Origin of the sequence: Serratia sp. root2, from assembly GCF_031931805.1 — a bacterium.
In the GTDB taxonomy this organism is placed as follows: Bacteria; Pseudomonadota; Gammaproteobacteria; order Enterobacterales; family Enterobacteriaceae; genus Serratia; species Serratia inhibens.
Genome location: NZ_JAUJXB010000003.1, coordinates 248,524 through 274,822 on the forward strand (window position 1 = coordinate 248,524; position 26,299 = coordinate 274,822).

25 protein-coding genes and 1 pseudogene are annotated in these 26,299 nt (G+C 57.2%); 10 read left to right on the plus strand and 16 right to left on the minus strand.

Features of this window, described 5'->3' with window-relative positions; translation table 11 throughout:
• The first annotated feature begins 191 nt into the window (after positions 1 to 191).
• On the plus strand, positions 192 to 1,145 hold the full coding sequence (locus QZQ97_RS17255; protein WP_311994441.1) for an aldo/keto reductase: 954 nt from the start codon (positions 192 to 194) through the stop codon (positions 1,143 to 1,145).
• A gap of 68 nt (positions 1,146 to 1,213) precedes the next feature.
• The gene (locus QZQ97_RS17260; protein WP_311994442.1) at positions 1,214 to 1,831 is read left to right on the plus strand and encodes a pyridoxamine 5'-phosphate oxidase family protein; all 618 of its coding nucleotides are present in this window, start codon (positions 1,214 to 1,216) and stop codon (positions 1,829 to 1,831) included.
• Here QZQ97_RS17260 and QZQ97_RS17265 read toward each other — a convergent pair.
• Genes QZQ97_RS17265 through yegD form a run of 3 tightly spaced genes read right to left on the minus strand, consistent with a single transcriptional unit; the run spans position 1,828 to position 4,294 of the window.
• Positions 1,828 to 2,337, minus strand: coding sequence for an AAA family ATPase (locus tag QZQ97_RS17265; RefSeq protein ID WP_311994443.1), 510 nt, complete (start codon positions 2,335 to 2,337; stop codon positions 1,828 to 1,830). The two genes, QZQ97_RS17260 and QZQ97_RS17265, sit on opposite strands and share 4 nt — an antisense overlap.
• Positions 2,331 to 2,894: a GNAT family N-acetyltransferase gene (locus QZQ97_RS17270; protein WP_311994444.1), complete on the minus strand. Its 564-nt coding sequence runs from the start codon at positions 2,892 to 2,894 to the stop codon at positions 2,331 to 2,333. The genes QZQ97_RS17265 and QZQ97_RS17270 overlap by 7 nt, the downstream gene beginning before the upstream one ends.
• Positions 2,895 to 2,941: 47 nt before the next feature.
• Positions 2,942 to 4,294: a molecular chaperone gene (yegD, locus tag QZQ97_RS17275; RefSeq protein ID WP_311994445.1), complete on the minus strand. Its 1,353-nt coding sequence runs from the start codon at positions 4,292 to 4,294 to the stop codon at positions 2,942 to 2,944.
• Between the two features lie 181 nt (positions 4,295 to 4,475).
• On the opposite strand from yegD, the gene alkA reads away from it, so the two are divergent.
• Positions 4,476 to 5,972 (plus strand): DNA-3-methyladenine glycosylase 2, encoded by a 1,497-nt coding sequence (gene alkA, locus QZQ97_RS17280; RefSeq protein ID WP_311994446.1) that lies wholly within the window; start codon positions 4,476 to 4,478, stop codon positions 5,970 to 5,972.
• A 4-nt stretch (positions 5,973 to 5,976) separates the two neighbouring features.
• On the opposite strand, the gene QZQ97_RS17285 is transcribed toward alkA, so the two are convergent.
• The 5 genes from QZQ97_RS17285 to ppk1 all read right to left on the minus strand — a co-directional run bounded on the left by QZQ97_RS17285 (position 5,977) and on the right by ppk1 (position 12,290).
• Positions 5,977 to 6,327 carry a DNA-binding protein gene (locus QZQ97_RS17285; RefSeq protein WP_311994447.1) on the minus strand — a complete coding sequence of 117 codons (351 nt, stop codon included), beginning with the start codon at positions 6,325 to 6,327 and terminating at the stop codon, positions 5,977 to 5,979.
• A 333-nt stretch (positions 6,328 to 6,660) separates the two neighbouring features.
• Positions 6,661 to 8,094: a magnesium transporter gene (gene mgtE / locus QZQ97_RS17290; protein ID WP_311994448.1), complete on the minus strand. Its 1,434-nt coding sequence runs from the start codon at positions 8,092 to 8,094 to the stop codon at positions 6,661 to 6,663.
• Between the two features lie 200 nt (positions 8,095 to 8,294).
• Positions 8,295 to 8,474, minus strand: a complete 180-nt coding sequence (locus tag QZQ97_RS17295) for a YfgG family protein (RefSeq protein WP_311994449.1) — start codon at positions 8,472 to 8,474, stop codon at positions 8,295 to 8,297.
• 191 nt (positions 8,475 to 8,665) lie between these two features.
• Entirely contained in the window at positions 8,666 to 10,216 is a 1,551-nt protein-coding gene (gene ppx, locus QZQ97_RS17300; RefSeq protein WP_311994450.1) for an exopolyphosphatase, read from the minus strand.
• Between the two features lie 10 nt (positions 10,217 to 10,226).
• The gene (gene ppk1 / locus QZQ97_RS17305; protein WP_311994451.1) at positions 10,227 to 12,290 is read right to left on the minus strand and encodes a polyphosphate kinase 1; all 2,064 of its coding nucleotides are present in this window, start codon (positions 12,288 to 12,290) and stop codon (positions 10,227 to 10,229) included.
• Positions 12,291 to 12,791: 501 nt separating this feature from the next.
• Between ppk1 and QZQ97_RS17310 the strand changes: the two genes are divergently transcribed.
• The 4 genes from QZQ97_RS17310 to QZQ97_RS17325 all read left to right on the plus strand — a co-directional run bounded on the left by QZQ97_RS17310 (position 12,792) and on the right by QZQ97_RS17325 (position 18,527).
• The gene (locus QZQ97_RS17310) at positions 12,792 to 14,966 is read left to right on the plus strand and encodes an ABC transporter permease subunit (protein WP_311994452.1); all 2,175 of its coding nucleotides are present in this window, start codon (positions 12,792 to 12,794) and stop codon (positions 14,964 to 14,966) included.
• Positions 14,963 to 16,615, plus strand: coding sequence for a phosphate ABC transporter permease PstA (gene pstA, locus QZQ97_RS17315; protein ID WP_311994453.1), 1,653 nt, complete (start codon positions 14,963 to 14,965; stop codon positions 16,613 to 16,615). The genes QZQ97_RS17310 and pstA overlap by 4 nt, the downstream gene beginning before the upstream one ends.
• Before the next feature lie 28 nt (positions 16,616 to 16,643).
• Positions 16,644 to 17,456, plus strand: coding sequence for a phosphate ABC transporter ATP-binding protein PstB (gene pstB, locus QZQ97_RS17320; protein ID WP_006316912.1), 813 nt, complete (start codon positions 16,644 to 16,646; stop codon positions 17,454 to 17,456).
• A gap of 234 nt (positions 17,457 to 17,690) precedes the next feature.
• Positions 17,691 to 18,527, plus strand: a complete 837-nt coding sequence (locus QZQ97_RS17325; RefSeq protein ID WP_311994454.1) for a hypothetical protein — start codon at positions 17,691 to 17,693, stop codon at positions 18,525 to 18,527.
• A 29-nt stretch (positions 18,528 to 18,556) separates the two neighbouring features.
• On the opposite strand, the gene QZQ97_RS17330 is transcribed toward QZQ97_RS17325, so the two are convergent.
• The 4 genes from QZQ97_RS17330 to purM form a co-directional block, all read right to left on the minus strand.
• A complete protein-coding gene (locus QZQ97_RS17330) occupies positions 18,557 to 18,772 on the minus strand; it encodes a hypothetical protein (protein WP_311994455.1) in 216 nt (71 codons plus the stop codon).
• Positions 18,773 to 18,959: 187 nt separating this feature from the next.
• The gene (speG, locus tag QZQ97_RS17335; RefSeq protein ID WP_004951898.1) at positions 18,960 to 19,511 is read right to left on the minus strand and encodes a spermidine N1-acetyltransferase; all 552 of its coding nucleotides are present in this window, start codon (positions 19,509 to 19,511) and stop codon (positions 18,960 to 18,962) included.
• Positions 19,512 to 19,624: 113 nt separating this feature from the next.
• Positions 19,625 to 20,263 (minus strand): phosphoribosylglycinamide formyltransferase, encoded by a 639-nt coding sequence (purN, locus tag QZQ97_RS17340; RefSeq protein WP_006327217.1) that lies wholly within the window; start codon positions 20,261 to 20,263, stop codon positions 19,625 to 19,627.
• The gene (gene purM, locus QZQ97_RS17345) at positions 20,263 to 21,300 is read right to left on the minus strand and encodes a phosphoribosylformylglycinamidine cyclo-ligase (protein ID WP_006316901.1); all 1,038 of its coding nucleotides are present in this window, start codon (positions 21,298 to 21,300) and stop codon (positions 20,263 to 20,265) included. Before purM ends, purN begins: the two co-directional genes overlap by 1 nt.
• 255 nt (positions 21,301 to 21,555) lie before the next feature.
• Between purM and upp the strand changes: the two genes are divergently transcribed.
• Together upp and uraA are read left to right on the plus strand one after the other, a co-directional pair.
• Positions 21,556 to 22,182 (plus strand): uracil phosphoribosyltransferase, encoded by a 627-nt coding sequence (upp, locus tag QZQ97_RS17350; protein ID WP_006316899.1) that lies wholly within the window; start codon positions 21,556 to 21,558, stop codon positions 22,180 to 22,182.
• A gap of 151 nt (positions 22,183 to 22,333) precedes the next feature.
• The gene (uraA, locus tag QZQ97_RS17355; protein ID WP_311994456.1) at positions 22,334 to 23,623 is read left to right on the plus strand and encodes a uracil permease; all 1,290 of its coding nucleotides are present in this window, start codon (positions 22,334 to 22,336) and stop codon (positions 23,621 to 23,623) included.
• A 49-nt stretch (positions 23,624 to 23,672) separates the two neighbouring features.
• On the opposite strand, the gene QZQ97_RS17360 is transcribed toward uraA, so the two are convergent.
• Positions 23,673 to 23,921, minus strand: a complete 249-nt coding sequence (locus tag QZQ97_RS17360) for a GlsB/YeaQ/YmgE family stress response membrane protein (RefSeq protein WP_006316897.1) — start codon at positions 23,919 to 23,921, stop codon at positions 23,673 to 23,675.
• A 38-nt stretch (positions 23,922 to 23,959) separates the two neighbouring features.
• Entirely contained in the window at positions 23,960 to 24,475 is a 516-nt protein-coding gene (locus tag QZQ97_RS17365; RefSeq protein ID WP_311994457.1) for an E3 ubiquitin--protein ligase, read from the minus strand.
• 228 nt (positions 24,476 to 24,703) lie between these two features.
• Here QZQ97_RS17365 and hda point away from each other — a divergent pair, with 228 nt between their 5' ends.
• Positions 24,704 to 25,405: a DnaA inactivator Hda gene (gene hda, locus QZQ97_RS17370; protein ID WP_311994551.1), complete on the plus strand. Its 702-nt coding sequence runs from the start codon at positions 24,704 to 24,706 to the stop codon at positions 25,403 to 25,405.
• A gap of 27 nt (positions 25,406 to 25,432) precedes the next feature.
• Here the strand turns inward: hda and QZQ97_RS17375 are convergent, their stop codons facing one another.
• Together QZQ97_RS17375 and QZQ97_RS17380 are read right to left on the minus strand one after the other, a co-directional pair.
• Entirely contained in the window at positions 25,433 to 25,972 is a 540-nt protein-coding gene (locus QZQ97_RS17375; RefSeq protein ID WP_311994458.1) for a helix-turn-helix transcriptional regulator, read from the minus strand.
• A gap of 12 nt (positions 25,973 to 25,984) precedes the next feature.
• Positions 25,985 to 26,215 (minus strand): annotated as a pseudogene (locus QZQ97_RS17380) (hypothetical protein).
• Between the last annotated feature and the right edge of the window lie 84 nt (positions 26,216 to 26,299).

The following is a 26,299-nucleotide window of genomic DNA, read 5'->3' on the forward strand; positions in this document are numbered from 1 at the left end:
TTTAGCCAGTAAAGACGGCATAAAAATGAAGGAAATATGGAGGAAGCGTCAGCATTATCTGAATAGAGTGTCAATTTTATCCTGCTATGTTTATAAGCGACCGGCTTTGACTTATAGCCAATGCGTTTTAACGATTTCTTGATTCTTCGCCAATAATTACCCTGCGAACTATTTATTCCATGGAGCATGCAATGAGCAAAAGAGAATTGGGCCGTTCGGGCATTCAGGTACCGGCATTAACCTTCGGCGGCAATGTGTTTGGCTGGACGGCGGATCGCGAGACTTCATTCAGCCTGCTGGATACGCTGGTGGAAAACCAGCTCAATTTCATTGATACCGCCGACGTCTATTCGAGCTGGGTGCCGGGCAATCAGGGCGGCGAATCGGAGACCGTGATTGGCGAATGGCTGAAAAAAAGCGGTAAGCGCGACCAGGTGATCATCGCCACCAAGGTGGGCAAGCCGATGGGCGAAGGCAAACAGGGGCTGTCGCCGCGCTACATCCGACAGGCGGTGGAAGACTCGTTGCGCCGCCTGCAGACTGATTATATCGATCTCTATCAATCGCATGACGATGACCGCGATACCCCGCTGGCGGAAACCCTGGCCGCGTTCGATGCGTTGATCAAGGCCGGCAAGGTACGGGCGATCGGCGCTTCCAACTATCAGGCCGATCGCCTGGAAGAGGCGCTGCAGGTGAGTGAACGGGAAGGGCTGGCGCGTTACGAAACCCTGCAACCGGAATACAACCTGTATGCGCGCGAAGGGTTCGAAAAAGAGCTGGCGGCGGTGACGCAACGCCACGGCCTCGGGGTGATCAACTTCTTCTCGCTGGCCAGCGGTTTCCTGACCGGCAAGTATCGCAGCGCGCAGGATGAGGGTAAAAGCCAGCGCGGGGACCGCATTGTGGCGCAATATCTCAACCCGCGCGGTTTCCGTATTTTGGCAGCGTTGGATCGGGTGGCGGAAAAACATCGCACCTCGCCGACGCAAGTCTCGCTGGCCTGGTTGATTGCCCGGCCGGGCATCACTGCGCCGATCGTCAGCGCCACGTCGTTAAAACAGTTGGATGAGCTGATCGCCGCCACCCGGCTGAGACTGGACGCCGACGACATCGAGGTGCTGAACGAGGCCAGCGCCTGGTAATAGGGATTGCCGGGCGGTAATTTTGCTCTATCCTGAATGGGTCAATGTGAGCCATTCAGGGAGCAGCAATGCAAAGCGATATTATCAACGATCTTGCCGCGCTGGAGCAGCTGTACGGCAAACCCGCCGCACCGTCGGTATTTAAAGAAGTCAGTTACATTCATCCGGTCTACCGCCCCTTTATCGAAGCTGCGCCCTTTGCGGCATTGTCCACCGTTGGCCCGGATGGGATGGACGTTTCCCCACGCGGCGACCCGCCCGGTTTCATTCATATCGAAGATGAGAAAACCCTGCTGCTGCCGGACCGGCGCGGCAACAACCGCATAGACAGCCTGCGCAATATCCTGCACGACAACCGGGTGGCGCTGCTGTTGCTGATCCCCGGTATCGGCGAAACGCTGCGGATTAACGGCCGTGCGGAGATTGTTGTGGCGCAAGAGGTGCTGCAGCGCTTCGCCCACCGCAAAATGCTGCCGCGTTCGGTGCTGCGCATTCATGTGGAGGCGGTGTTTTTCCAGTGCAGCCGGGCGATATTGCGCTCAGGGCTGTGGGACGAAGCCAGCCACCTTGAACGTTCGACACTGCCCAGCACCGGCAACATTCTGGCCGAGGTGAGTAAAACGCAGTTTGACGGCGACGAGTACGACAGCGCACTGCCGCAGCGGCTGCGGGATACGCTGTATTAGCGCGGCATGGCGTTTAACAAGGCCAGCAATCGGGTGAGGCTGTTTTCCACCGTCTGACCGGCGGTATCGATGCGGGCGACAGGCGTGCTCCAGGGCGTATAGTCATGGCCGGCAACGCTCTGCCAACCGGGGAGTTTCAGCCCGGCGATATCCCCATTGCGGGTTTCCACCCGGTGGCGGTGTTCGGCGCTGTCGGAACAGTAAACTTCAATATCAAAGCAAGCGGTGCCGGCCCGTTGCGCCGCGCTGTGCCAGGCGGCCCGCGTCACCGGCAGTGGGTTGACCGAGTCGGCAATCACCTTGTGGCCCAAACGCAGGTTGTCTTCGGCCACGCCATAAGCGGCAAAGTAACCGGCCGGCCCAATGTCGCCCGCCAGCATGCCGCTGTTGCGGATCGCCTGCTCAAGAGTGTCTATACGCAGATGGATGGCCGGCAGCCTGGCTGCCAGCGCTCGTGCCAGTGTGGTTTTACCGCTGCCCGGTAGCCCGGAAAAAACGATCAGCATTGCTGTGCCCGCCATTGTTGCCGTCCCAGCCGATACACTACATGGTTTTGCAGCGGATGGCCCAGCGGCAAGCGCGGGTGCAGGAAGTTTTCGCCGTTGAACGCCATGCCGATACGCGCCATTACCCGACGCGAAGGTTGGTTGGTGGCCGCGGTAAAAGACACCACCTCATCCAGTTGCAGCGAGTTAAAGGCGGTAGCCAGTACCGCCCTGGCCGCTTCGCTGGCGTAGCCCTTGCCCCAATGGGGGGCCGCCAGCCGCCAGCCAATTTCCACGCAAGGGGAACAAGGCAGATCGTCCGCCCGCATCGCCAGCCCGACAAAGCCGATAAAAGGCGTGCCGCCTTTCACTTCCAGCGCCCAGAACCCCCAGCCGTGCTGCTGCATAAACCGGCGGATGTCGTCGGCCTGGGCGTGGCTTTGATCGGCAGTCATCACCGAGGGGAAATAACGCATGACTTGCGGATCGGCGTTGAGGGCGGCAAATGCCGGCAGGTCTTCGTCGCGCCAGGCGCGCAACCGCAGCCGAGCGCTTTCAGGGGAGAGTATTTCAGACATCACTGGCCTCCAATGACCGGGGCGCGGCAGGCCGCGCCCACGGGCAATTAACGGAACAGCGTTTGCGCCCAGCGCGCCAACCCGGCGGTGACCGAGCCGAAGTCATTGCCGCCGACGATAGGAATGCCAGGCAGCTGTTGTTGCAGTGCGGCGCGCAGCAGCGGTGAGCGTGCGCTGCCGCCGGTGAGATAAATCACCTCCGGTGCGGTCTGGCTGCTGGCCAGCGCGGCGCTGACCTGCTCCTGAATGCGCAACAGCGGCTGAGAGATAGCCTCGGCCAACTGATCCTGGCTGATGGTTTCTGCCAGTTCCGGTTGGACGAACGCCAGCGGCGCGCGGGTGTTTTGCTGTGCGGACAGGGCGATTTTACTCTCCTCCGCCGCGCGCACCAAACGGTAGCTCAGCCGCTGCTGATGCACTTTCAGCAGGCGCTTGACCTTTTCCGGCTCGGCGGCGTCGCGGATCAGATCCCGCAGCATGCGGCCGTTGGCGGCGCTGTAGAAATCGATTTGCGCCGGCACGTCGTTGGTGGCCACCGCGTTCCAGTAAGGCAGCGCGGGCAGGGCGATGCCCTTTTCGGTTTCGCCGCCCATACCGAACAGCGGCATCAGCTGTTTGAACGCCAGCATGATGTCCAGATCGTTACCGCCGACGCGGCAACCGCTGTGCCCCAGCAGGCTTTGCTGGCGATCGGCGCGGTCGCGCCATTGCGGCCCCATCAACAACACCGAACAGTCGGTGGTGCCGCCGCCGATGTCCACCACCAGCACGGTTTTCTCTTCGCCCAGCGTGGCTTCGAAGTCCAGACCCGCCGCTACCGGCTCGAACTGGAATTCAATATCCTTAAACCCGGCGCGTTCGGCGGCGCGCTGTAAAATGCCTTGCGCCTGTCGGTTGGCGTCTTCACCGCCGATGCCCTGGAAGTTGATCGGGCGGCCAATCACCGCCTGGCTGATGCTGCTCTGCAGCACGTTCTCCGCCTGGCGTTTGATATGGAACATCATGGCGCACACCAGATCCTCGAACAGTGCGATCTGTTGCGGCTTCAGGCCGTTGGCGCCGAGGAAGGATTTCGGCGAGCGGACAAAATAGACTTCTTCCGGATCTTCAACGTACTGCGCCAGTGCCTGCAGGCCAAACTGTACGCTGTCGTTGCCGACCGGAATGTCTTCTTCGCGGTTGTAGTTGATGGCCCGGCGCAGCAGCTGCTGATTTTCTTCGCTGCCGGTCGGCACCTGCCAGTGGCGGTGCAGACATTCGCTCACCGCTTCGCGCGTCGGTGCGCACAGCATCGACGGCAGGTAAGGTTCGTTGTTTTCCAGCGTCAGCAGCTCGGGGCCGTTGTCACGCATCACTGCGACGGAACAGTTGGCCGTTCCGTAATCGAATCCAATAAACATGTCTTTTCTCTAATCCCCATGCCAATGAAGGGGGGCGACTTTACCCGAGTCCCGGCCCCCGGGCAACGTGCGTGCGCTTAACTGACGAAAAATTTAGCGGGGCGGGCACCGCTATGCTTAACTTAGGCTTCCTGTCTTGATGTCCGAATCCCGCACGTCAACGCGCCAGCCGAGCCGCATAATGAACAAAAAACTGACCCCGAGCGTTGCCATGAAAAACCAGCAGCAGGCCCTGTATGACGCATTGAGTGCGCGCGATCGCAAATTTGACGGCCGCTTTTTCGTCGGCGTGTCGTCGACCGGCATCTATTGCCGGCCGGTGTGCAGCGCCCGCACGCCGAAAATCGAAAACTGCACTTTTTATCCCAGCGCGGCGGCGGCGGAGCTGGCGGGGTTTCGCCCCTGCCTGAAGTGCCGGCCGGAATTGGCGCCGGGATTGGCGTTGATCGACCTCGGCAACCGCTATGCGCAGGTGGCGGTGCAACTGATTGAACAGGGCTATTTGTCCGAACACAGCTGCGAGCAACTGGCGACGCGGTTGGGGATTTCCGATCGCCACCTGCGGCGTATCTTTGCCGATCAGTTTGGCGCATCCCCGATTGATTACGCTCAGTCGCACCGGTTGTTGCAGGCCAAGCGGCTGCTGGCGGATACCGACCTGCCGTTGAGCGAAGTGGCGTTTACCGCCGGTTTCGGCAGCCTGCGGCGGTTTAACGAATTGTTCAAGGCGCGCTATCGGCTGATCCCCTCCGCGCTGCGCGGCAACAGCGGCCGCAATGAGCGTACCGTCGCCAGCGGGCTGGTGTTTCATCTGGCTTATCGTCCACCGTATGACTGGCCGCGCATGCTGGGCTTTTTACAAACGCGCGCGGTGAGCGGTGTGGAAAAAGTGCAGGGTCAACAGTATTTCCGGTCGATCTCCGTCACCCTGGGCGGGGTGGAGTATCGCGGCTGGGTCAGCGTGCAGCCGGAAGAGGCGCATAACCGTGTGCGGGTGGAAATTGCGCCGGCGCTGAGCCGGGCGACCACCGAGGTACTGCGGCGTATTCGCCAACTGTTCGATTTGGACGCTGCGCCGGATCTTATCGCCAATGCGTTAGGGACATTAGCCGCCGATGCGCCGGGCCTGCGGCTGCCTGGCTGCGTCAACAGTTTCGAACAGGCGACCCGCGCGGTGCTGGGGCAATTGGTCAGCGTGAAGATGGCGGCCACCTTTGCCGGGCGCATGGCCGAACGTTGGGGCACCCCGCTGGAACAGCCTTATGGCGGCATTACCCATGTGTTTCCCAGTGCTGAACGGATAGCTCAATTGCAGCCCGACGATCTGCGTCCGCTGGGGGTACAGCTCAAACGCGCGGCGGCGTTGATTGCCATTGCGCAAGCGGTCACCGAAGGGCGATTGCAGTTAGATAACGTGCTGGATATTGAGCAGGGGATCAAGGCGCTGACGGCGCTGCCGGGTATAGGCAGTTGGACGGCGAGCTACATCGCCATGCGCGCCTGGTCATGGCCGGACGTATTTTTAGCGGGGGATTACCTGATCAAACAGCGCTTCCCCGGCATGACGCCGCGCCAGATTGAACGCTATGCCGAACGCTGGCGGCCATGGCGGTCCTACGCCACGCTGCATCTGTGGCATAACGACGCCTGGGCGCCGTTAACGGACACTACCGGGTAAGGGGTCACTCTTCAGAGGGGATCAGCGCCAGCAGGCGGCTTATGCCTTCGCGCATCAGAAAGCTCAGCAGCTTTTCGCGTTCGCTTGCCGTCAGGTGGTAGTAATACTCAATCCACACAGCCAGCGGTGGCTGGCGTTCCAGTTGGTAAACCGCGGGCTCCTCTTGCAGCGTCAACAAGCTGCGCGCGCCGATGGGCAGGCTGTCGATATGGTATTCCACGGCTTTGCCTTGCACGCCTTCCCGGCGGCGGCTGATCCAGCCTTCGCGCCGGGCCTTCAAATTTATTCCCTGTGGTGAGGTGGGTAATCCTGCAATGCCTGTAAGCTCCCTGGCGGCGAACCACTCATTTTTCATAGCCATTATCCCTGGGCAATCGCGCACAAAGACGGTTTGTAAAACAGCCGGACTGGCGTTTTTGATCGCCGCCTGGCGATGTCATGTTATTCAAACGATTAATCTTTACTCGTTAGTTATACCATTAACTCAAGCTTGGCTAAGCAAAAAAGATCGGCAGGGAGCGGCCAAAAAGGCGATAGGCATTGGTTCGTCGGTGGAGATCGGACTTTGCGGCGGGAATAAGACGATCTAGGTGGCAAAGGGTAGTACAGCCCGGTAATAAAACCTACCGAATCATATGGCTTTAGTGAGCGAACGCAAAAGCCGGCGCAGGCGCCGGCGATAAAAGGGTCAAAGCAGGAACAGCGTAGCCAGGCCAAGGAAGATAAAGAAGCCGCCGGTGTCGGTCAGCGCAGTGATCAAGACGCTGGAACCCACGGCCGGATCGCGGCCCAACTTGATCATGGTCATCGGGATCACCACCCCCATCAGCGCCGCCACCAGCAGGTTGAGGATCATTGCCAGCGTCATCACGCCACCCATCGCCCAGTCTCCGTACAGCAGCCAGGTGACCACTCCCATAATACCGCCCCAGACGACACCGTTGATAATCGCCACCCCCAGCTCTCTCAACATCAGGCGGGAAATGTTGCCCACTTCAATCTGGTGCAGCGCCAGCGCGCGGACGATCATGGTGATGGTCTGATTGCCGGTGTTACCGCCGATACCGGCGACGATCGGCATCAACGCCGCCAGCGCCACCAACTGCGAAATGGTGTGTTCAAACATGCCGATGACGCGCGAGGCGATAAACGCGGTACACAGATTGATAGCCAGCCACGCCCAGCGAGTTTTTACCGCTTTCATTACCGGGGCAAACACATCCTCATCCGGGCTCAAGCCCCCCATGCGGCGCAGGGTGGTGTCGCTTTCCTCGTTGACCACGTCAACGATCTCTTCAATGGTCAGGCGGCCCATCAGCTTGCCCTTGGCGTCGACCACCGGGGCGCTGATCAGGTCATAACGTTCGAACGCGCTGGCCGCCGCCTCGGCTCTGTCTTCCGGCAGGAAACGGGTGGGATCGCTGTCCATCACTTCCTGCACCGGGGTTTCCGGGTCGTTCAGCAGCACGGCGGTCAGCGGCAACTCGCCCAGCAGGGTATTCTTGCGATCGGTGACAAAGAGTTTGTCGGTCGCCGCCGGGATGGTTTTACGCAGACGCAGGAAACGATGTACCGCGCCGAGCGTAACGTCAGGACGCACCGTGACCAGCTCAAAATCCATCATCCAGCCGACGGTGTCCTTGCCGTAGTGGATCATCTCACGCACCTGCGCGCGCTGATCCGGCTCGAGCGAGGTCAACAGGCGGCCCATCAGGTTACGCGGCAGATATTGTGCCAGATAGGCCTGCTCATCGACGTCCAGCGTTTTGATCGCCTTGAGCAGGTCTTTATCGCTCATCTCTTCGATCAGGCTGTCCCACACCGGTTCGGCCACTTCCACCAGCGTCTGGCCGCGCTTGCCGTTGCCTACCAACCGCCACAGCGCCAGGCGTTCGTCCTGCGGCAGGGCTTCCAGCAGGTCCGCCAGGTCAGCGGCGTGCATGTCGTCCAGCAGGCCGGTGATTTCGGCGGTCTGGTTCAGCAAGTCGGTTTTGCTGAGCGCATTTTCATCCCCTGGCCGACCAAGAATACCATCGACCAGGTCTTTATTGTTTAACAGCAGTGAAAGAATGCGCTGGCGATATTCAGCGACTTTTTTAACGTTATGCGTTGCGACTGACATGGTATTCCTTACTGGCACTCAGTGGTCCTCACAGACAATCTCTACCCAAGATAGAACATAGTGAATGCAGGCGTCATTTTTATGAAATGGATACAGGCACTGAGGAATAAGTAAGGGGCCTGGCATACCCAACAGGCGTTGGCCGGCGGCAGGCTGCTTAACTATTCGGTTGCCCTGCGTGTTGATGGCAGCTTGCCGTTTCAGGGGGAGCCGTCCCGGTTTTCTTCGCGGATCTCCGTGGTGCTCTGAGCGGGGGCGAGCTTTTTTTCCTGATGATGGGGCACCGCAACCACGGCGGCATACAGCAGACGGCCGACTAAAATGATAAAGCTGATCAACAGCACTATCTTTGTCATTTGTCCGGTGTTTTTTTTACGCATATATCACCCGGCATGCCGGTTTCCTGTGCTATCTGGTGTTGGAAATTGTAACCGGAATTCTAGGAGGGGATGACAAAAGTTGTCCATTTATTTCCGACGTAAGCCGCCTGGCATTTCATCGTCGTTTAGGATAGGGATTCAGCCGCTTCGGCGGTTTAACGCGCCCCCACCGCAGGGCAGGGGCGACGGACTCAGGCTGAGCGTTTCTCGTCTTGCGAGCCTTCTTCTTCAATCATCAGTTTCCAGCCCACTACGTCGTTCCAGTAGGCTTGTTCACGTTCGAAATCCAGCTGCACCAGGTTATTCTGCGCCAGATAGCCGGCCGGGAAGCGCAACGTCCAGTGATTGTCGTCGGTGCTCAAACGCAACGTCTCTGGCGTGGTGGTCGACTGGCGCTGGTTGTTGAGCAGGGCGCCCAGGCGCAGCAACTGGATCAGCGGCAGATAATACTTTTTCTTGAACAGGTTCAGGCGCGGCAGCTCTTCGAGCTTGATGCCCTTGCGGTGGAAACGCACCAGCGCCGCCAGCAGCAATTGCTGTTCCTGATGGAAACCCGGCAGGTTGGTGTTCTGCAGAATATAGGCCGAGTGGCGATGCATGCCACTGTGATTGATGCTCAATCCCACTTCATGCAACATCGCGGCCCACTTCAACAGCGCTTCCAATTGCGGATTCGCCAGCTTGGCGTTTTGCGCCGTCCACTGTGCATACAGCAGCTCGGTGGTTTCCAGCACCCGTTTGGCCTGTTCACGGTCAATATTGTAGTGATCGGCCAGGCTTTTGGCGGTGCGGCTGCGGATATCCTGATGGCGGAAACGGCCTTCCATTTCGTACAACACGCCTTCGCGCAGTGCGCCGTCGGAAAGGCGCAGATCGCGGATCGCCAGCGCATCGAACACACCGCACAAGATCGCCAGACCCGGTACAAACACCGACTGACGGTCTTCGGATAGTCCCGGCAGGCTCAGTGCGCTGAAATTTTTAAACTGCAGCACCTGTTCCGCCAGTATCTCCAGCCGCTCCAGGGTGATCAGGCCGTCTTTTTCACCCATTTCCACCAGCACTTCATGTGCGGCCTTGATGGTGCCGGACGCGCCAAGTGCATACTGCCAGCCCTGAATGCGGTATTGCCAGGCCAGGGTCTCGAGCTTCTGCGCCGCCGCGAGGCGTGCGCGCTTGAAGTTGTTTTTGCTGATTTCACCGCCGGGGAAGAACTGCTGTGCGAAGCTGACGCAACCCATGCGGCGGCTTTCCGCCAGCAGCGGTTCAAAATCTTCGCCGATCACCAACTCGGTGGAGCCGCCGCCAATGTCGATCACCAGCTTGCGGCCTTTTTCCGGCTGCGTGTGCTCAACGCCCATAAAGATCAGGCGCGCCTCTTCCTGCCCGGCGATGATTTCAATCGGATAGGGGATCACTTTGGCCGCGCGTTTGAGGAACACTTCCGCGTTAACCGCCTGGCGTAAAGTATGGGTGCCGACGATGGTGACGTTATCCGCCGGGAAGCCTTGCAGCCGTTCGGCGAACAGCGCCAGGCAGGCAAGGCCGCGTTCTATTGCCTCTTCACTGAGCACGTTGTTGCTGTCCAATCCATCGGCGAGGTGGACCCGCTGTTTTAAACGGCCCAACACCTGTAAGGCGCCGTTGACGACGCGGGCGATCACCATGTGGAAGCTGTTCGACCCAAGGTCGATGGCAGCGATTTCCTGCGGTTTGTTCGTTGCAGTGCTTTTTAGCGGCATAGTGGCTGGCCTACTGTCCTGGTTGTTCCAGAGCTTTTAAATACTCATAAATGGCAACCTGAGCGCGCACTTTACGGCGGTTGCCGCGCGGTACGTACTGGTTGCTCAGTTCTTTATCGAGGTAACGGGCCTTGACCGTGTCGCTGAACAGGATTTCCAGAATATCCAGAACCCGTTGTTTCAGCGTTGGATCCAACAGCGAGACCGCCACTTCTATACGGTAATCTATGTTACGGGTCATCCAGTCGGCAGAGGACAGATAGACCAGTTTGTCACCTTTGTTGTCGAAAACGTAAACCCGATCGTGTTCCAGATAACGGTCGACGATGCTGATTATCTGAATATTGTCACTGATCCCCGGCAGGTTGGGAATCAAAGAACACATACCCCGGACCAACAGGCGGATTTTTACGCCAGCGCCGGAGGCGGTATATAACCGATCTACCAGCCCTTTATCCACCAGATTATTGATTTTCAGCATAATGCCGGCCGAATGCCCGGCCTGGGCGTTGGCGATTTCCTGGTCGATCAATTCGTACAATTTCAGGCGCGAGTTTTGCGGCGACACCATCAGGTTGTCGAAGGTGACCGGCCGGTACGGGTTCTCGATAAAGTTGAACACCCGGCGCACTTCATTGGTGATGCGCGAATCGGCTGTCAGCAATGAATAGTCGGTGTAAATGCGCGCGGTTTTCTCGTTAAAGTTACCGGTGCCGATATGAGCATAGCGCACAATATCGTCGCCTTCACGGCGCGAGATCAGGAACAGTTTGGCGTGAATTTTCAGCCCTGGCGCAGAGAAGATCACGTGCACGCCGGCTTCGGTCAGGCGCTTGGCCCAGTGGATATTGGCTTCTTCATCAAAGCGCGCCTGCAGTTCCACCACCACAGTGACCTTTTTGCCGTTGTGCGCGGCGTGGATCATCGATTCGATAATGCGCGAGTCTTTCGCTACGCGGTAAATATTGATTTTGATCGCCAGCACGCTGGGGTCGAACGAAGCCTGGCGCACCAGCTCCAGCACATGCTCAAAGGTATGGTATGGGTAGTAGAGCAGCACGTCCTGTTCGCGGATGGCGTCAAAGCCGTTGCGGAATTTATCGAACCAGATATGGCGCAGGCGCGGCAGCGGCTTATTGACCAGGTTGGCCTTACCGACGTTCGGGAAGCCGATGAAGTCTTTAAAGTTATGGTAACGACCGCCGGCGATCACCGAATCATAGTTGGAGATGCCAAGCTTGCCGCGCAGCAGTTCCACCATTTCGTTCGGCATGTCGCGCTGATAGACGAAGCGCACCGGCTCGGCGGTGAGGCGTTGTTTCAGGCTGGAGGACATCAGTTCCAGCAGGCTGGATTCCATTTCTGTCACCAGGTCATATTCGGCGTCGCGCGTCATTTTCATCGAATAGGCGTTGAGCGCATCGTAGTCGAAGAAGCCCTTGAAGATATCGTCCAGGCAGTAACGCAGAATGTTGTCCAGCAAGATCATCGGCTTGCGGCGGCGCGGCGCTTCCGGCGGCAGGTTGACGAAGCGCGGCACTTTATCGGACGGGATCTCCAGCAGCGCATATTCGATGCGCGTACCGCGGATAATCTCTACCGCCAGATAGGTGTAATCGTCTTTCAGGAACTGCACCAGATTGGTGTCGTGGTTGATCAGGATCGGGGTGATGTGTTGGCGAAGATGCTGTTTGAAGTATTGGCGCAACCAGGCCTGCTGGTTCTCCGACACCTGACGTTCGTTGATCAAGAAGATCTGGTTGCGCGCCATTTCCAGCAGCAGATCGTTATACAGGCTGTCGAATTCCTGATCGGTTTTTAATACCTTGGCCTGGATCTTCTTCAGTAAATGGCGTGAAGCGCCGCCGGACCCTTGCTCTTCGCTGATCAGGATACGTCGTTTGAGATCGGCAAAGCGGACCTTATAGAACTCGTCGAGGTTATTGGAATATATGCCCAGAAAACGCATGCGCTCAATCAGGGGATTGCTCTTATCTGCGGCTTCCTGCAACACGCGTTCATTAAAGGATAACCAGCTTAATTCTTTTTCGATGTAGAGCTTTTCCTGACCCATTGCCACTCCAGTTCAATTTTAGAAAAGGACCCGGGACGCGCCCCAAAAGCCCGTACTCTGCGTTGCCGGGCTTGAACCCAGGCCCGTTATGCTCGATACCCTGTGCCTCGATTACCGGCTTTTGGGTCTGCAGCGTTGCCACGACCTGTTTCGGGACACAGCCTATTGTCCTTGATCATTATTGCGAGAGATTGACAGGAAAGTCCAACATATCCATTGCGTTGGCGCGGGGCATTTTGCGGTATAAAAAATATTTTTGCCGCGGTGAAGCCACTGGTCAATATTGCTCGACATAAAATAGCGATGATGAGTCGTTATACTTTGCTATATGACCGGTATTGCCATAATTTTCAGCAATATATGTAGTATATAGTGTCCATGGTTAGCGAAATAATCCAATTGATTGATGGGTAACTTTGTCATGCAAACGTCATAAAACTGACATAAGATGCCCGGTTATTCTATGGCGTAAGCCTGATCACATCAGCGACAGCGAGAGACATGGCACAGACTACGGTAAACCAACATCCCCGGGATCGCCTGCGCGCGCGCATCGACCGTAGCGTGCAGGCGGCGGTGACCGTCAGCGGGTTGCTGGTGCTGATGACGCTCATGCTGATCTTCGTTTACCTGCTGTTTGCGGTGCTGCCGCTGTTCAAACCTGCAGCGATGAGCAAGGCGCAGCCGTTGACGATTGGCGCGGCAGCACCGGCGCTGGCGTTGGGCATGGATGTGCAGCAGCGCATCGGTTATCGCATTGACGCGCAGGGCGTGGGCCAGTTTTACAGCCTGACGCCGCAAGAGGGCGTTGGGGCCGGCGAACCGCTGGCGCAACAACCGCTGCTGGTCAAGCCGGCGTTGCTCACCCAGGCCGCAGGCGAACGCGACCTGTTTGCTTTGGCGCAGGCCGATGGCCGGTTTATTGTCGCCAGCGCGGACTTCGCCGCGGCGGGATCGGCGGTGCCGCAGTGGGCATTTCCGCTCGGGCAACGGCCGCAGGCGCTGGATCGACGGGGCCGACCGTTGACGCTTCTGACGCTGGCCGAGGCGCGGCGCGGCCAGTACTTGCTGGCCGGCGTCACCGATGATAACCGTTTGGTGTTTGGCCGTTTCGGTAACGATTACTCGCCGCAGCTGAGCGAAAGCGCGCTGGACAGTGCACCGCAGCAGATTGTGCTGACCCCTGACGGGCGCCAGCTGTACCTGCTGGCGGGTAACCGTCTGGCGCGCTACCAGATTAACGACACCCAGCTGCAACTGAAAGAAACGCGCACCCTCGGCGAGCATTCCCCTTATCAGTTGACGGCGTTGCCCGGCGGCAGTGCGCTGTTGATCGAAGCGGCCGACGGCAGCGTGCGCGAATGGTTCGACGTGGAAAAGAATCAACGCTGGCAACTGACGCCGGTACAGCATTTCGAGCACAGTGCCGAACCGCAGGATTTGCTGGTGGCCGAGCCTTATCGCCGGGTATTCGCTACCCTGCGTCCCGATGGCGGTTTCTCGCTGTTCTCGAGCATTCAGCCGCAGCCGTTGCTCAACGGCAGGCTGAGCAGCGGCGTTCAGCAGATGGCATTTGCCCCGAGCGGCGACGGCCTGCTGCTGGAAACGGCGCAAGGCTGGCAGCATTATGCGATTGATAACCCTTACCCAGACGTGACCTGGCGTTCGCTGTGGCACAAGGTGTGGTATGAGAATTACCCCGAGCCGGCCTACGTGTGGCAATCGACCTCCGGTGAGGACAGCTATCAGGCCAAATTCAGCCTGATGCCGGTGATTTTTGGCACCTTCAAGGCGGCGAGTTACGCGATGCTGTTCGCTATCCCGCTGGCGCTGGCCGGAGCGATTTACACCGCTTATTTCATGTCGCCCGGGCTGCGGCGGGTGATCAAGCCCGCTATCGAGGTGATGGGAGCGCTGCCTACGGTGGTTATCGGGCTGGTGGCCGGCATCTGGCTGGCTCCGGTGATTGAGCATTATTTGCTGGCGGTGCTGTCGCTGCCGGTGCTGCTGGCGGTGGCGGTATTGGCCTGTGGCGCATTGGTGAACCGGTTTGCGCCGCGGCGGCTACCGCCAGGTTTCGATCTGCTGATCTTGCTGCCGCTGATGCTGTTATCTATCTGGCTGGCGTTCAGCGTTGGACCCTGGCTGGAAGTGAAACTCTTTGGTGAACCGCTGCATTTCTGGCTGGGCGATGATTATGACCAGCGCAATGCGTTGGTGGTCGGCGTGGCGATGGGATTTGCGCTGGTGCCGATTATCTTCTCATTGGCGGAAGATGCCTTGTTCAGCGTACCGGCCACGCTCAGTCAGGGATCGCTGGCGTTGGGGGCGACCCAGTGGCAAACCGTGATGCGGGTGGTGCTGCCTTCGGCCAGCGCCGGTATTTTCTCGGCGCTGATGATAGGGTTTGGCCGTGCGGTGGGCGAGACCATGATTGTGTTGATGGCCACCGGCAATACGCCGATTATCGACGGCAGCCTGTTCCAGGGCTTGCGCGCGCTGGCGGCCAATATCGCGATAGAAATGCCCGAGGCGGTAGCCGGCAGCAGCCATTACCGGGTGCTGTTCCTTACCGCGCTGGTGCTGTTTATTTTCACCTTCGTGTTCAATACGCTGGCGGAGGCGATTCGTCTGCGTCTGCGTAAACGCTACACCCTCAATCAGGAGGCGCCATGAAGCGTTGGGTGAGGAGCGGCTCGCCGTGGATCTGGCTGACCGCCGGTTCGGTGACCGTCAGCCTGCTGGCGTTGATCGGCATCATGCTGTTGCTGGCCGGGCAGGGGATGCGCTATTTCTGGCCCAGCCCGGTGTACCAGTTTGAGCTGAATCAGAGCGCGGCCGGCCCGGTGATGATGATCGGCGAGCTGTACCAGCAGCAGAGCATTCCTCGCCGGCAGTTGCAGGAGTCCGGCGTTGCGCTGCCGCCGGGGAATACACAGAGCTTCGAACGCTATCTGATCAAAGTCGGCAACCGCGAGAGCGAAGGGCAGGATTTCCGCACGCTGCTGGCCAGCGATATTCTGCGGCAGAGTACACCGCGCGATCTGCTGGTGCTGGAGCGCAATAGCAATGGCACCGCTTATGGCTATTTGGCGGGGATGCTGGAAGATGGTCAACCTTTGACCGGACGCAATATCAACCAGGCGCTGCAGCAGCGTTTGCCGCAAATTGCCGCGCTTTCGCGGCAGGCGCATGACATTCAATTTCGCGATATGGCGCGCATCAACCAAAGGTTCGATACGCTGCGCCTGCGCGAAAAGAGCCTGCAGCGCGATGACAAGCTGGACGCGCGTTCCCAGGCGTCCATCAAGGCTGAAAGGCTGGAGTTGCAACGCCAGTATCGGCAATTGTCTGACCGGCTGGAAGGGCTAAACCGCGATCGCCAGCGCGATGCGTTGTTGTTGCGTGACATGCACGGGCAGGTTCATACCATTGCGCTCAGCCAGGTGCGCGATGCCTGGTATCCCAATGCGATGAACACGACGCAAAAGCTGGTGCACTGGGCCGAGCAGGTGAAGAAATTCCTCAGCGACAGCCCGCGTGAGGCCAATACGGAAGGCGGCGTGTTCCCGGCGATTTTCGGCACCGTGCTGATGGTGATCCTGATGTCGATAGTGGTGATGCCGTTTGGCGTGATCGCCGCCGTTTATCTGCACGAATACGCCGGCAATAATCTGCTGACACGGCTGATCCGCATTGCGGTGGTCAATCTGGCCGGCGTGCCGTCGATTGTTTACGGCGTGTTTGGCCTGGGTTTCTTCGTTTATATGATTGGCGGCACCCTCGATCAGCTGTTTTACCCGGAGTCGCTGCCCAACCCGACCTTCGGTACGCCCGGCGTGCTGTGGGCGGCGTTGACGCTGGCGTTATTGACGCTGCCGGTGGTGATCGTGGCTACCGAAGAAGGGCTGTCGCGCATTCCCGCTACGCTGCGCCAGGGATCCTTGGCATTAGGCGCCAGCCGCGCGGAAACGCTGTGGCGCATCGTTCTGCCGATGGCCGCGCCGGCGATGATGACCGGCCTGATCCTGGCGGTGGCGCGCGCCGCCGGTGAAACTGCGCCGCTGATGCTGGTGGGTGTGGTGAAATCCGTGCCGGTGCTGCCGGTGGACGATATTTTCCCGTATTTGCATCTGGAGCGGAAGTTTATGCATCTGAGCTTCCAGATTTACGATATGGCTTTCCAGAGCCCGAGCGTGGAAGCCGCCCGGCCGCTGGTGTTCGCCACGGCGTTTCTGCTGGTGGCGATTGTGGTGGGGTTGAATCTGGCGGCGATGGGCATCCGCCATTCGTTGAGGGAGCGGTACAGAGCATGGTCGCAGTAACAATGACGTTATTTCTGGGGAGTGCGTAATGGGTTTGATGACGCCAGGCAGTTTGCCCCGGCTGGATGTCCAGCATCTTGATGATGAACATACCGCGTTGGCGGTGAACGGCCTCAACCTGTTTTATGGCGAGAAACAGGTACTGCACAATATTTCGCTGCGTATTCCTAAGCACCGCGTTACGGCGCTGATCGGCCCTTCCGGCTGCGGTAAGTCGACGCTGCTGCGTTGTTTTAACCGCATGAACGATTTGGTGGATAACTGCCGGATCGAAGGTGAGCTGCAACTCAACGGGCAGGGCATTTCCGGCACGCAGATCGACGTGGCGGCGCTGCGGCGGCGGGTCGGTATGGTGTTCCAGCGCCCTAATCCGTTCCCGAAGTCGATTTATGAAAACGTGGTTTATGGCCTGCGGCTACAGGGCGTGCGCGACCGGCGGATCCTGGACGAGGCGGTGGAACGTTCGCTGCGCGCCGCAGCGCTGTGGCATGAGGTCAAGGATCGGTTGCGCGAGAATGCGTTCCGCCTTTCCAGCGGCCAGCAGCAGAGGTTGGTGATTGCGCGGGCGATAGCCATTGAGCCGGAAGTCTTGTTGCTCGATGAACCGACCTCGGCGTTGGATCCGATCTCCACCCTGACCATCGAAGAGCTGATCTCCGCGCTGAAACAGCAGTACAGCGTGGTGCTGGTGACGCACAACATGCAGCAGGCGGCGCGGGTGTCCGATTACACGGCGTTTATTCACCAGGGGCAACTTGTGGAATACAACGCGACCGACGATATCTTTACTTCACCGCGCCAGCGCCGCACCGAGGATTATATTACCGGGCGTTACGGTTGATGCTCGGCGGCGAAAACCGGTTGGTTTTCGCCGCTGACTAAGATAAAACTCAGCAGGCATGATTCGCCATCTGAATAAAAAGATTTTTTATATTTATTACGGTCTCTGCTTTATTAATGTTATACAAGTGGTGCTTGCCAAAACTCGGGTTCTTGGTGTGCCATATATATTTTTTTGTTGCCTATCACATCAATCATTGATTTTTATTATAATTTGCATTTTCGTGGTCGATAAATGGATGCCTATTTATATAAGGAAGGTATAAGCATGAGTATTGATGATAATTATATTAAAGAAATATCTCTCTTGTTATTGCCAATGCTGATTTCTGCGGTGGCATGGTGGTTTTCTCGTTGGTTAAAGAGATATGACGCCCGAAGAAATGGCCGGTTTGACCGGGTCAGCGACGTGAAACGTCTGTCGGTTCTGTCCCGCATCCAGGCGCTTCGGGATAGGCCGCAGGATGGAATGACGCTGCTGCAAATCAAGGCGCTATATGAAAGCATTGGGATCCGCTTGCCGGTATGGGTGGCGCATCAACTGGTGGACTATCTGGGTCGCGCGCCGGTGGCATTGAGCGACCTTGCGCTGAACTGCTTCTTGCGTCGCACTTCACTCACCGCTATCAGGGACGAAGCATTTACCCTGGATGACCGCCGGCTGTGCCATCAGCACCTTTCTGTGCTGTTCTTCCTGATAGCCAGTGCGTTGGCTATCGTCTACGGTTTTTCCATCACCGTGCCCCCGTTGGGGGAAAGCGCAGCCACTGCCAGCAACACCTTTTGGTTTTTATTCTTCTTTTTTGCCTATTTGATAATGGCGTTGCTCGTCGTGGCCTGGACGATTAATGAATGGGAATCCCTGCGGCGTGCCAAGGCTTTCTGGCTGAGCTGGCAGCCCCACCTGTGCCAAAGCGAAGCGGCGTATGAGGCGCGTTGCCGGCATGAGCGGAACGTTGTGGCGCAGGAGAGCGTACCCGATACCGCCTTGCAGACCGTGGTCGATTTGCCGCCGGTCAAAAAGCCGCAGCGTGGGTGGTTGACGCGCATGATGGGCAAGAAAGATAAATAACCCGTACGGGCCAGAGCAGCATATGGCCTTTAACGAGCTTTACCGGTCAGCCGCAATACCAACCCAACAAACAGCAAAGCGGCTCCCGAGGCGTAAAGCGGAAACCAGCGCGCCCACCAATGTGCGGAAAACACGGGAGAGCCGTTTGCATGGTTGGCGGCATAACTGCCGTAAAGATTCAGGGATAACGCAATCGCAAAAAGAATTAGACCGATAAAAATAAGTAGGATTGATATTTTACCCATGTATTTGTCCCTCTTATTTTGTTATTTCCATGTTTTAATCTGACTATCGAAAAATATGATGAGGCATATCGTTATAGCACTAAACTTCTTTCATATGTCATTTTTTATTATGCAGGGTGAAAACATAATACAGTCACCACAATAAAAAACCCGCCTGCGCGGGTTTTCTCTTTTTTCTCGATAATCGTCACTTCACCAGCGGCTTATCGCCAGGGGTTTTAAACTTCGCCAGATACTGCGGCTGGAAGATGCACATGCGCAGCACGGTGCGGTATTCGCCGTTGACGAAGAATTCGTCAATCAGTTCGCCTTCCACTTCGAAGCCCAGCTTGCTGTAGATGTGGATCGCCTTCGGGTTTTCTTTGTCGACGATCAGGTACAGCTTGTACAGGTTCAGCACCGAGAAGCCGTAATCCATCGCCAGCTTGGCGGCGGTGCTCGCGTAGCCTTTGCCCTGATGGGCCGGATCGATGATGATCTGGAATTCTGCGCGGCGGTGGATGTGGTCGATCTCCACCAGTTCCACCAGCCCGACCTTGGCACCTTCGTGGGCGATGATAAAACGCCGTTCGCTCTGATCGTGGATGTGTTTGTCGTAGAGATCGGAAAGTTCGACAAAGGCTTCGTAAGGTTCTTCAAACCAATAGCGCATCACGCTGGCGTTGTTGTCCATCTGGTGGACGAACGCCAGATCATCCCGTTCCAATGGACGTAGCCTGACGCTGGTAGTGCTGGACATGTTTATTCCTCTATGTCGTGAAATTGCGCAAAGTATAACTTCAGGGCCGGCATTGCGGCGAAAAAAAACGGCGCCGTGAGGGGCGCCGTTTAGCGGGGGTTCAGGTTGCGCCATCAGTCGGCGGCGTGGCCCTGCTCCGGTAGGCGTTCGCCGTCCAGCCAGGCGGCGTTATCGCGCATTGCCAGCCGGCCTTCGGCAAACCAGTTCACTACCAGCGGGTAAATGGTGTGTTCCTGGGTTTGCACCCGTTCAACCACCTCGTCTTCCTCGTCGCCGGGGAAAATCGGTACCTTGGCCTGCAGGATCACCGGGCCGCCGTCGAGCTGTTCGGTCACGAAGTGCACCGAGGTGCCGTGTTCGCTGTCACCGTTGTCGATGGCCTGGCGGTGAGTATGCAGCCCAGGGTATTTCGGCAGCAGGGAAGGGTGGATATTCAGCATGCGGCCTGCATAGCGCTGCACGAACTGCGGGCTGAGAATGCGCATATAGCCGGCCAGCACCACCAGATCCGGCTGGTACCGGTCGATGGCATCCGCCAGCGCAGCGTCAAACGCCGCGCGGTCGGCAAAGGCCTTGGCATCCAGCGCATGGGCGGCAATGCCTGCCGCTTCTGCGCGTTGCAGGCCGTAAGCCTGCGCCTTGTTGCTGAACACCGCCACAATCTCGGCGGCAATCCGGCCCTGCTGGCAGGCGTCAATCAGTGCCTGGAGATTGCTCCCCTGGCCGGAGACCAACACCACGATCTTTTTCATCAGTTGATGACCACTTGTTGTTCGTCGGAAGAAGCGGTCAGTTTACCGATCTTCCACGCTTTTTCACCGGCTGCGGTCAACAATGCGATGGCTTGCTCAACGGATTCTTCCGGCAGTGCGATCACCATGCCCACACCACAGTTAAAGGTGCGGTACATTTCGTGGCGGCTGACGTTACCGGCCTGCTGCAGCCAGCTGAATACCGCCGGCCACTGCCAGCTTGATTCGTCGATCACCGCCTGCATGCCTTCCGGCAGCACGCGCGGGATATTTTCCCAGAAGCCGCCGCCGGTCAGGTGAGCGATAGCGTGCACGTCGATTTTCTCGATCAGTTCCAGTACCGATTTCACGTAAATCTTGGTTGGCTCCAGCAGGTGGTCAGCCAGCGGTTTGCCTTCCAGATCGGTGGTGGTTGGATCGGTGTTGCTGACTTCCAGGATTTTACGCACCAGCGAGTAGCCGTTGGAGTGCGGGCCGGAAGCGCCCAGCGCGATCAGTGCGTCACCGGACTGCACTTTGCTGCCGTCGATGATTTCGGATTTTTCGACCACACCGACGCAAAAGCCGGCCACATCGTAATCTTCGCCGTGGTACATACCCGGCATTTCGGCGGTTTCACCGCCCACCAACGCACAGCCGGACTGCTTGCAGCCTTCGGCGATGCCGGTGATGACGCTGGCCGCAGTGTCCACGTCCAGTTTGCCGGTGGCAAAGTAATCCAGGAAGAACAGCGGCTCAGCGCCCTGTACCACCAGGTCGTTCACACACATTGCAACCAGATCGATGCCGATGGTGTCGTGGCGTTTCAGGTCCATCGCCAGACGCAGCTTGGTGCCTACGCCGTCGGTACCGGAAACCAGGATCGGCTCGCGGTATTTCTGCGGCAACGCACACAGGGCGCCAAAACCGCCCAGACCACCCATCACTTCCGGGCGGCGGGTCTGTTTAACTACACCTTTGATGCGGTCTACCAATGCATTGCCAGCATCGATATCGACACCTGCGTCTTTATAGCTGAGAGAGGTTTTGTCGGTCACTGCGCGATCCCCACGACGGTTTGCGGTTTGAATACGGTGCATCCGGCGTTGATACCGGAATAAGGCGCGGCAATTCTAACAGCGCAGGCAAACGTTTGCGAGTGGCTTGTGAACCAGCTCCGCTTTTTCGTCATCTATACTGCTATTCAAACTTTTGTTGATCCCGATCGGGCTATTGTGGGTGGCGTGACCGGCAAAAGGAGTTATAATCCCGCGATTTTTTTGGCCGTCAACCACCTTAATAGGAGAAAAATGATGAAGATCGTTGAGGTGAAACACCCGCTGGTGAAACACAAGCTTGGTCTGATGCGTGAAAATGACATCAGCACCAAACGCTTCCGTGAGCTGGCCTCTGAAGTGGGTAGTTTGCTGACCTATGAAGCGACCGCCGATCTGGAGACGGAAAAAGTCACCATCGAAGGTTGGTGTGGGCCGGTTGAAATAGACCAGATTAAAGGGAAAAAAATTACCGTTGTGCCGATCCTGCGTGCAGGTCTGGGCATGATGGAAGGGGTGCTGGAGCACGTCCCGAGCGCGCGTATCAGCGTGGTTGGCGTTTACCGTGACGAAGAAACCCTGGAACCGGTGCCGTATTTCCAAAAACTGGTTTCCAATATCGAAGAGCGTTTGGCGCTGGTTGTTGACCCGATGCTGGCCACCGGCGGTTCGATGATCGCCACTATCGATCTGCTGAAGAAAGCCGGCTGCAACAGCATCAAGGTGCTGGTGCTGGTTGCGGCGCCGGAAGGGATCGCCGCGCTGGAGAAAGCGCATCCGGACGTCGAGCTGTACACGGCCTCCATCGACCAATGTCTGAACGAGAAAGGGTATATCGTGCCGGGCCTGGGTGATGCCGGCGACAAGATATTTGGTACCAAGTAAGAAATTTAGCCGACTTAATGAGTCGGCTTTTTTATGCTCTTCGTCTTTCAAGCGACAGTGTTGTTGCCTTGGCCGCCTGGCTGTAACTTGAAATTCATTGAGCATAGATAACTAAGCTTGCATAACCAATAACGATTAAAGGAAAGCACACATGACCCGTCGCGTCATTGGCGTCAGCGAACGCCCGCCGCTACTGCAGACCATTCCACTCAGCTTCCAGCATCTTTTCGCCATGTTTGGCGCTACCGTGCTGGTGCCTATCCTGTTCAAGATCAACCCGGCGACGGTGCTGCTGTTCAACGGCGTCGGCACGCTGCTGTATCTGTTTATCTGCAAGGGCAAGATCCCGGCCTATCTCGGTTCCAGCTTTGCGTTTATCTCACCGGTGCTGCTGCTGTTGCCGCTGGGTTATGAGGTGGCGCTGGGCGGTTTCATCATGTGCGGCGTGCTGTTTTGCCTGGTGGCGCTGATCGTCAAAAAAGCCGGCACCGGCTGGCTGGATGTGATGTTCCCGCCGGCGGCGATGGGGGCCATTGTTGCGGTTATCGGTCTGGAGCTGGCGGGTGTGGCGGCCAATATGGCAGGCCTGTTGCCGGCCGACGGCACCAATGCGGATCCCACTACCGTAACCATTTCACTGGTGACGCTGGGCGTGACAATCCTGGGCTCGGTGCTGTTCCGCGGTTTTCTGGCGATTATCCCGATCCTGATTGGCGTGCTGGTGGGGTATACGCTGTCGTTCTTTATGGGGGTGGTGGATTTGACCCCGATCCGCGAGGCGCACTGGTTTGCGCTGCCGACCTTCTATACCCCGCGTTTTGAATGGTTCGCCATCTTCACCATCTTGCCGGCGGCGCTGGTGGTGATCGCCGAGCACGTTGGGCACCTGGTCGTGACCGCCAATATCGTGAAGAAAGACCTGATCCGCGATCCGGGCCTGCATCGCTCGATGTTTGCCAACGGCATCTCGACGGTGATTTCCGGTTTCTTCGGTTCAACGCCGAACACCACCTACGGCGAGAATATCGGCGTGATGGCCATCACCAAGGTTTACAGTACCTGGGTGATCGGTGGCGCGGCCATTCTGGCTATTCTGCTTTCCTGCGTCGGCAAGCTGGCGGCAGCCATCCAGGCGGTGCCCGTGCCGGTGATGGGCGGTGTGTCACTGTTGTTGTACGGGGTGATAGGCGCTTCCGGCATTCGTGTGCTGATTGAATCCAAAGTGGATTACAACAAGGCGCAGAACCTGATCCTGACTTCGGTGATCCTGATTATCGGCGTTAGCGGCGCCAAGGTGCATATCGGCGCGGCGGAGCTGAAGGGTATGGCGCTGGCGACTATCGTCGGTATCGGCCTCAGCCTGCTGTTCAAGGTCATCAGCCTGTATCGCAAGGAAGAAGAGGTGATCGAAGCGCCGGATGAATCGGCACAACGGAAGTAAATAAAAACGGGCAGCCAAAGGGCTGCCCGTTTCGTTAATGAGTAATCCGTTAACTGCGGATTTTACGGTAAACGAACAGCACCACGATAGCGCCGATCACCGCCACCACGAAGCTGCCGAAATTGAAACCGTCAACTCTGCCATAACCAAAGAAGGTGCTGATGTAGCCACCGACCACGGCGCCGACAATACCCAACACGATGGTCAGAATAAAACCGCCACCGTCTTTGCCTGGCATGATCCACTTGGCTAAAATACCGGCGATGAGACCGAAGATAATCCAGGAAATAATACCCATTTACTGCTCCTTACTTTGCTTTTGAAACTCGATTTTTATTACTGCTGCTTGGCTGGCGGAGTATTTTCTGTCGCCACGGCGTTGGCGTCATTTTTTAATTCTTCCGCTTTGTTCTCTGCGCTGTTTTTAATGGCTTCTGTTTTCGCCTTGGCCTGTTCGGTCAGATCCTTGGCACCACTAATGGCATCGCTTTTAATGGATTTAGCTTGCTCGACCAGCTGTTGGCTTTGTTGGGTTGCGTCATCCTTGATGGCATCGGCCTTGGCCTTGGCATCATTGGTGATCGCTTCCGCTTGTTTGGATGCGTCGTCTTTAATGGCTGAAGCCTTGTCTTTAAGCTGGTCAGCCTGAGTGGATGCCTCTTTTTTGATGTCTTTGGCGGCGGCTTCCGCTTTATCGGTCAGATCGTCCGCTTTTTTCTGTGCGGCGTCTTTCATCTGTTCTGCGCTGTCTTTGGCTTTCTCAAGATTGGCGTCGACTTTGGATGAATCATCACAACCGGCAACCAACAGCCCAATGATTGAGGCCAAAAGCACTTTATTCCATACTTTCATTGTCTATGTCCTTGTAGAAACCTAGTTTATGGTGATTGCATTTCGCCTCTCTATACTAGGATAAATCTTGGCTAAAATACAAATTTCACCAGCGATGGCAGTAAGTTACTTTGCGGTCACGGGGGCGGTTGCTCACTATTGCGGCATAAAATTCGGCCGGTTCAACAGAGCCCGCTTTTTGTGATAGACTTACCGCGTTTTCCTGCCAGTTTTGGTTGAGGTGCTTCCCTGAATACGCCGGCACAGCTTTCACTGCCACTTTATCTTCCCGATGATGAAACTTTTGCCAGTTTTTATCCGGGCGAGAACCCATCCCTATTGAGCGCGATCCAGTCCGCCGTTCGTCAGGAACATGGCAATTATATCTATTTCTGGTCTCGCGAGGGCGGTGGGCGCAGTCACCTGTTGCATGCGGCCTGCGCAGAGCTTTCGCAGCGCGGTGAAGCGGTGGGCTATGTTCCGCTGGATAAGCGCGCCTATTTCGTGCCTGAAGTGCTGGATGGCATGGAGCAGTTGGCCCTGGTGTGCATCGACAATATCGAATGCATCGCGGGCGACGAAGAGTGGGAAATGGCGATCTTTAATCTCTACAACCGCATTTTGGAAACCGGCCGTACGCGCCTGTTTATTACCGGCGATCGCCCGCCGCGTCAATTGAACCTCCATCTGCCGGACCTGGCTTCGCGCCTTGACTGGGGGCAAATCTACAAGCTGCAACCGCTGTCGGATGAAGAGAAGCTGCAAGCTTTGCAATTGCGCGGCAAACTGCGTGGTTTTGAACTGCCGGAAGACGTAGGCCGTTTCCTGCTGAAACGGCTGGATCGTGAGATGCGCACGTTGTTTATGACGCTGGATCAGCTCGATCGCGCGTCGATCACCGCTCAGCGCAAGCTGACCATCCCGTTCGTCAAAGAAATTCTGGGGCTGTAGCCCTAGCCGTGCAATGACCTACCGCCGTTATTCTTTCGCGTGTTCCAGTAAGGAAAAATAGCGATCAATCTGATTGCGTTCCTTGCTGGCTCTCAGTTGCAACGCCAGATTGATGTTCTCCAGACAGCGCGCATTATCTGCCAGTTCCTGGCCAATTTTACCTTTGCTCGCCAGCCAGGTTGCTACGCTAGCCCAACGCCATAAGGGCGACGAGCCTTTGATTCTTTGGATCGGGGAGGGGAAATCACTGGAACCGCGTGTACCGTCTTTCAGCATTGCGATGGCTTGCCGCGACATGTCGGTGAGCTCGGCAATATCGCTTAAGCCCACCAGAGAGGAATCGACGGACACTACCTGAGCGGCAATACCGGCGGATTCGATATCTTCGATGGCGCTGAAAATAGCCTTGGCGAAGCTGTCGCTTTCACGATCGAACTCCAGGTAGACGGTCTTGCCATAGAAACAGATTAAGCCGTCATCACACCCGCTGGCATACAATGCATCCTCCAGATTGGCGGTCTCTGAGGTGACGCCGGTCAGCGTCAGTGAGAAATGGTAAAGCGCCATAGGGGCCCCCTGTTACTTTTTTCCTGATTGAGCAAGACATTGATCTACCTTGCGCCGTATTTGCATGGCGTGCTGTTCAGGGTTTTTTGGCGTGGACCAGATGCTCATCATGTGTTCTCAATGCTCCGGAAGAGAACATTGCAGGCGGCCAAACGCGTGCCCATTGCTGGAGCGAAAAAACCAACCTTGCGAGATGGCATAGGATAACGCGGCCTGAATATGTTTATTAGGGTGGTTTTTCATCGGCCACCTAAAGCTATGTTGAGGATATTTAACCGTTGACGGTTGTTAACGCCGTTTGTGAGTTAACACTGCACGCCGGGAGAA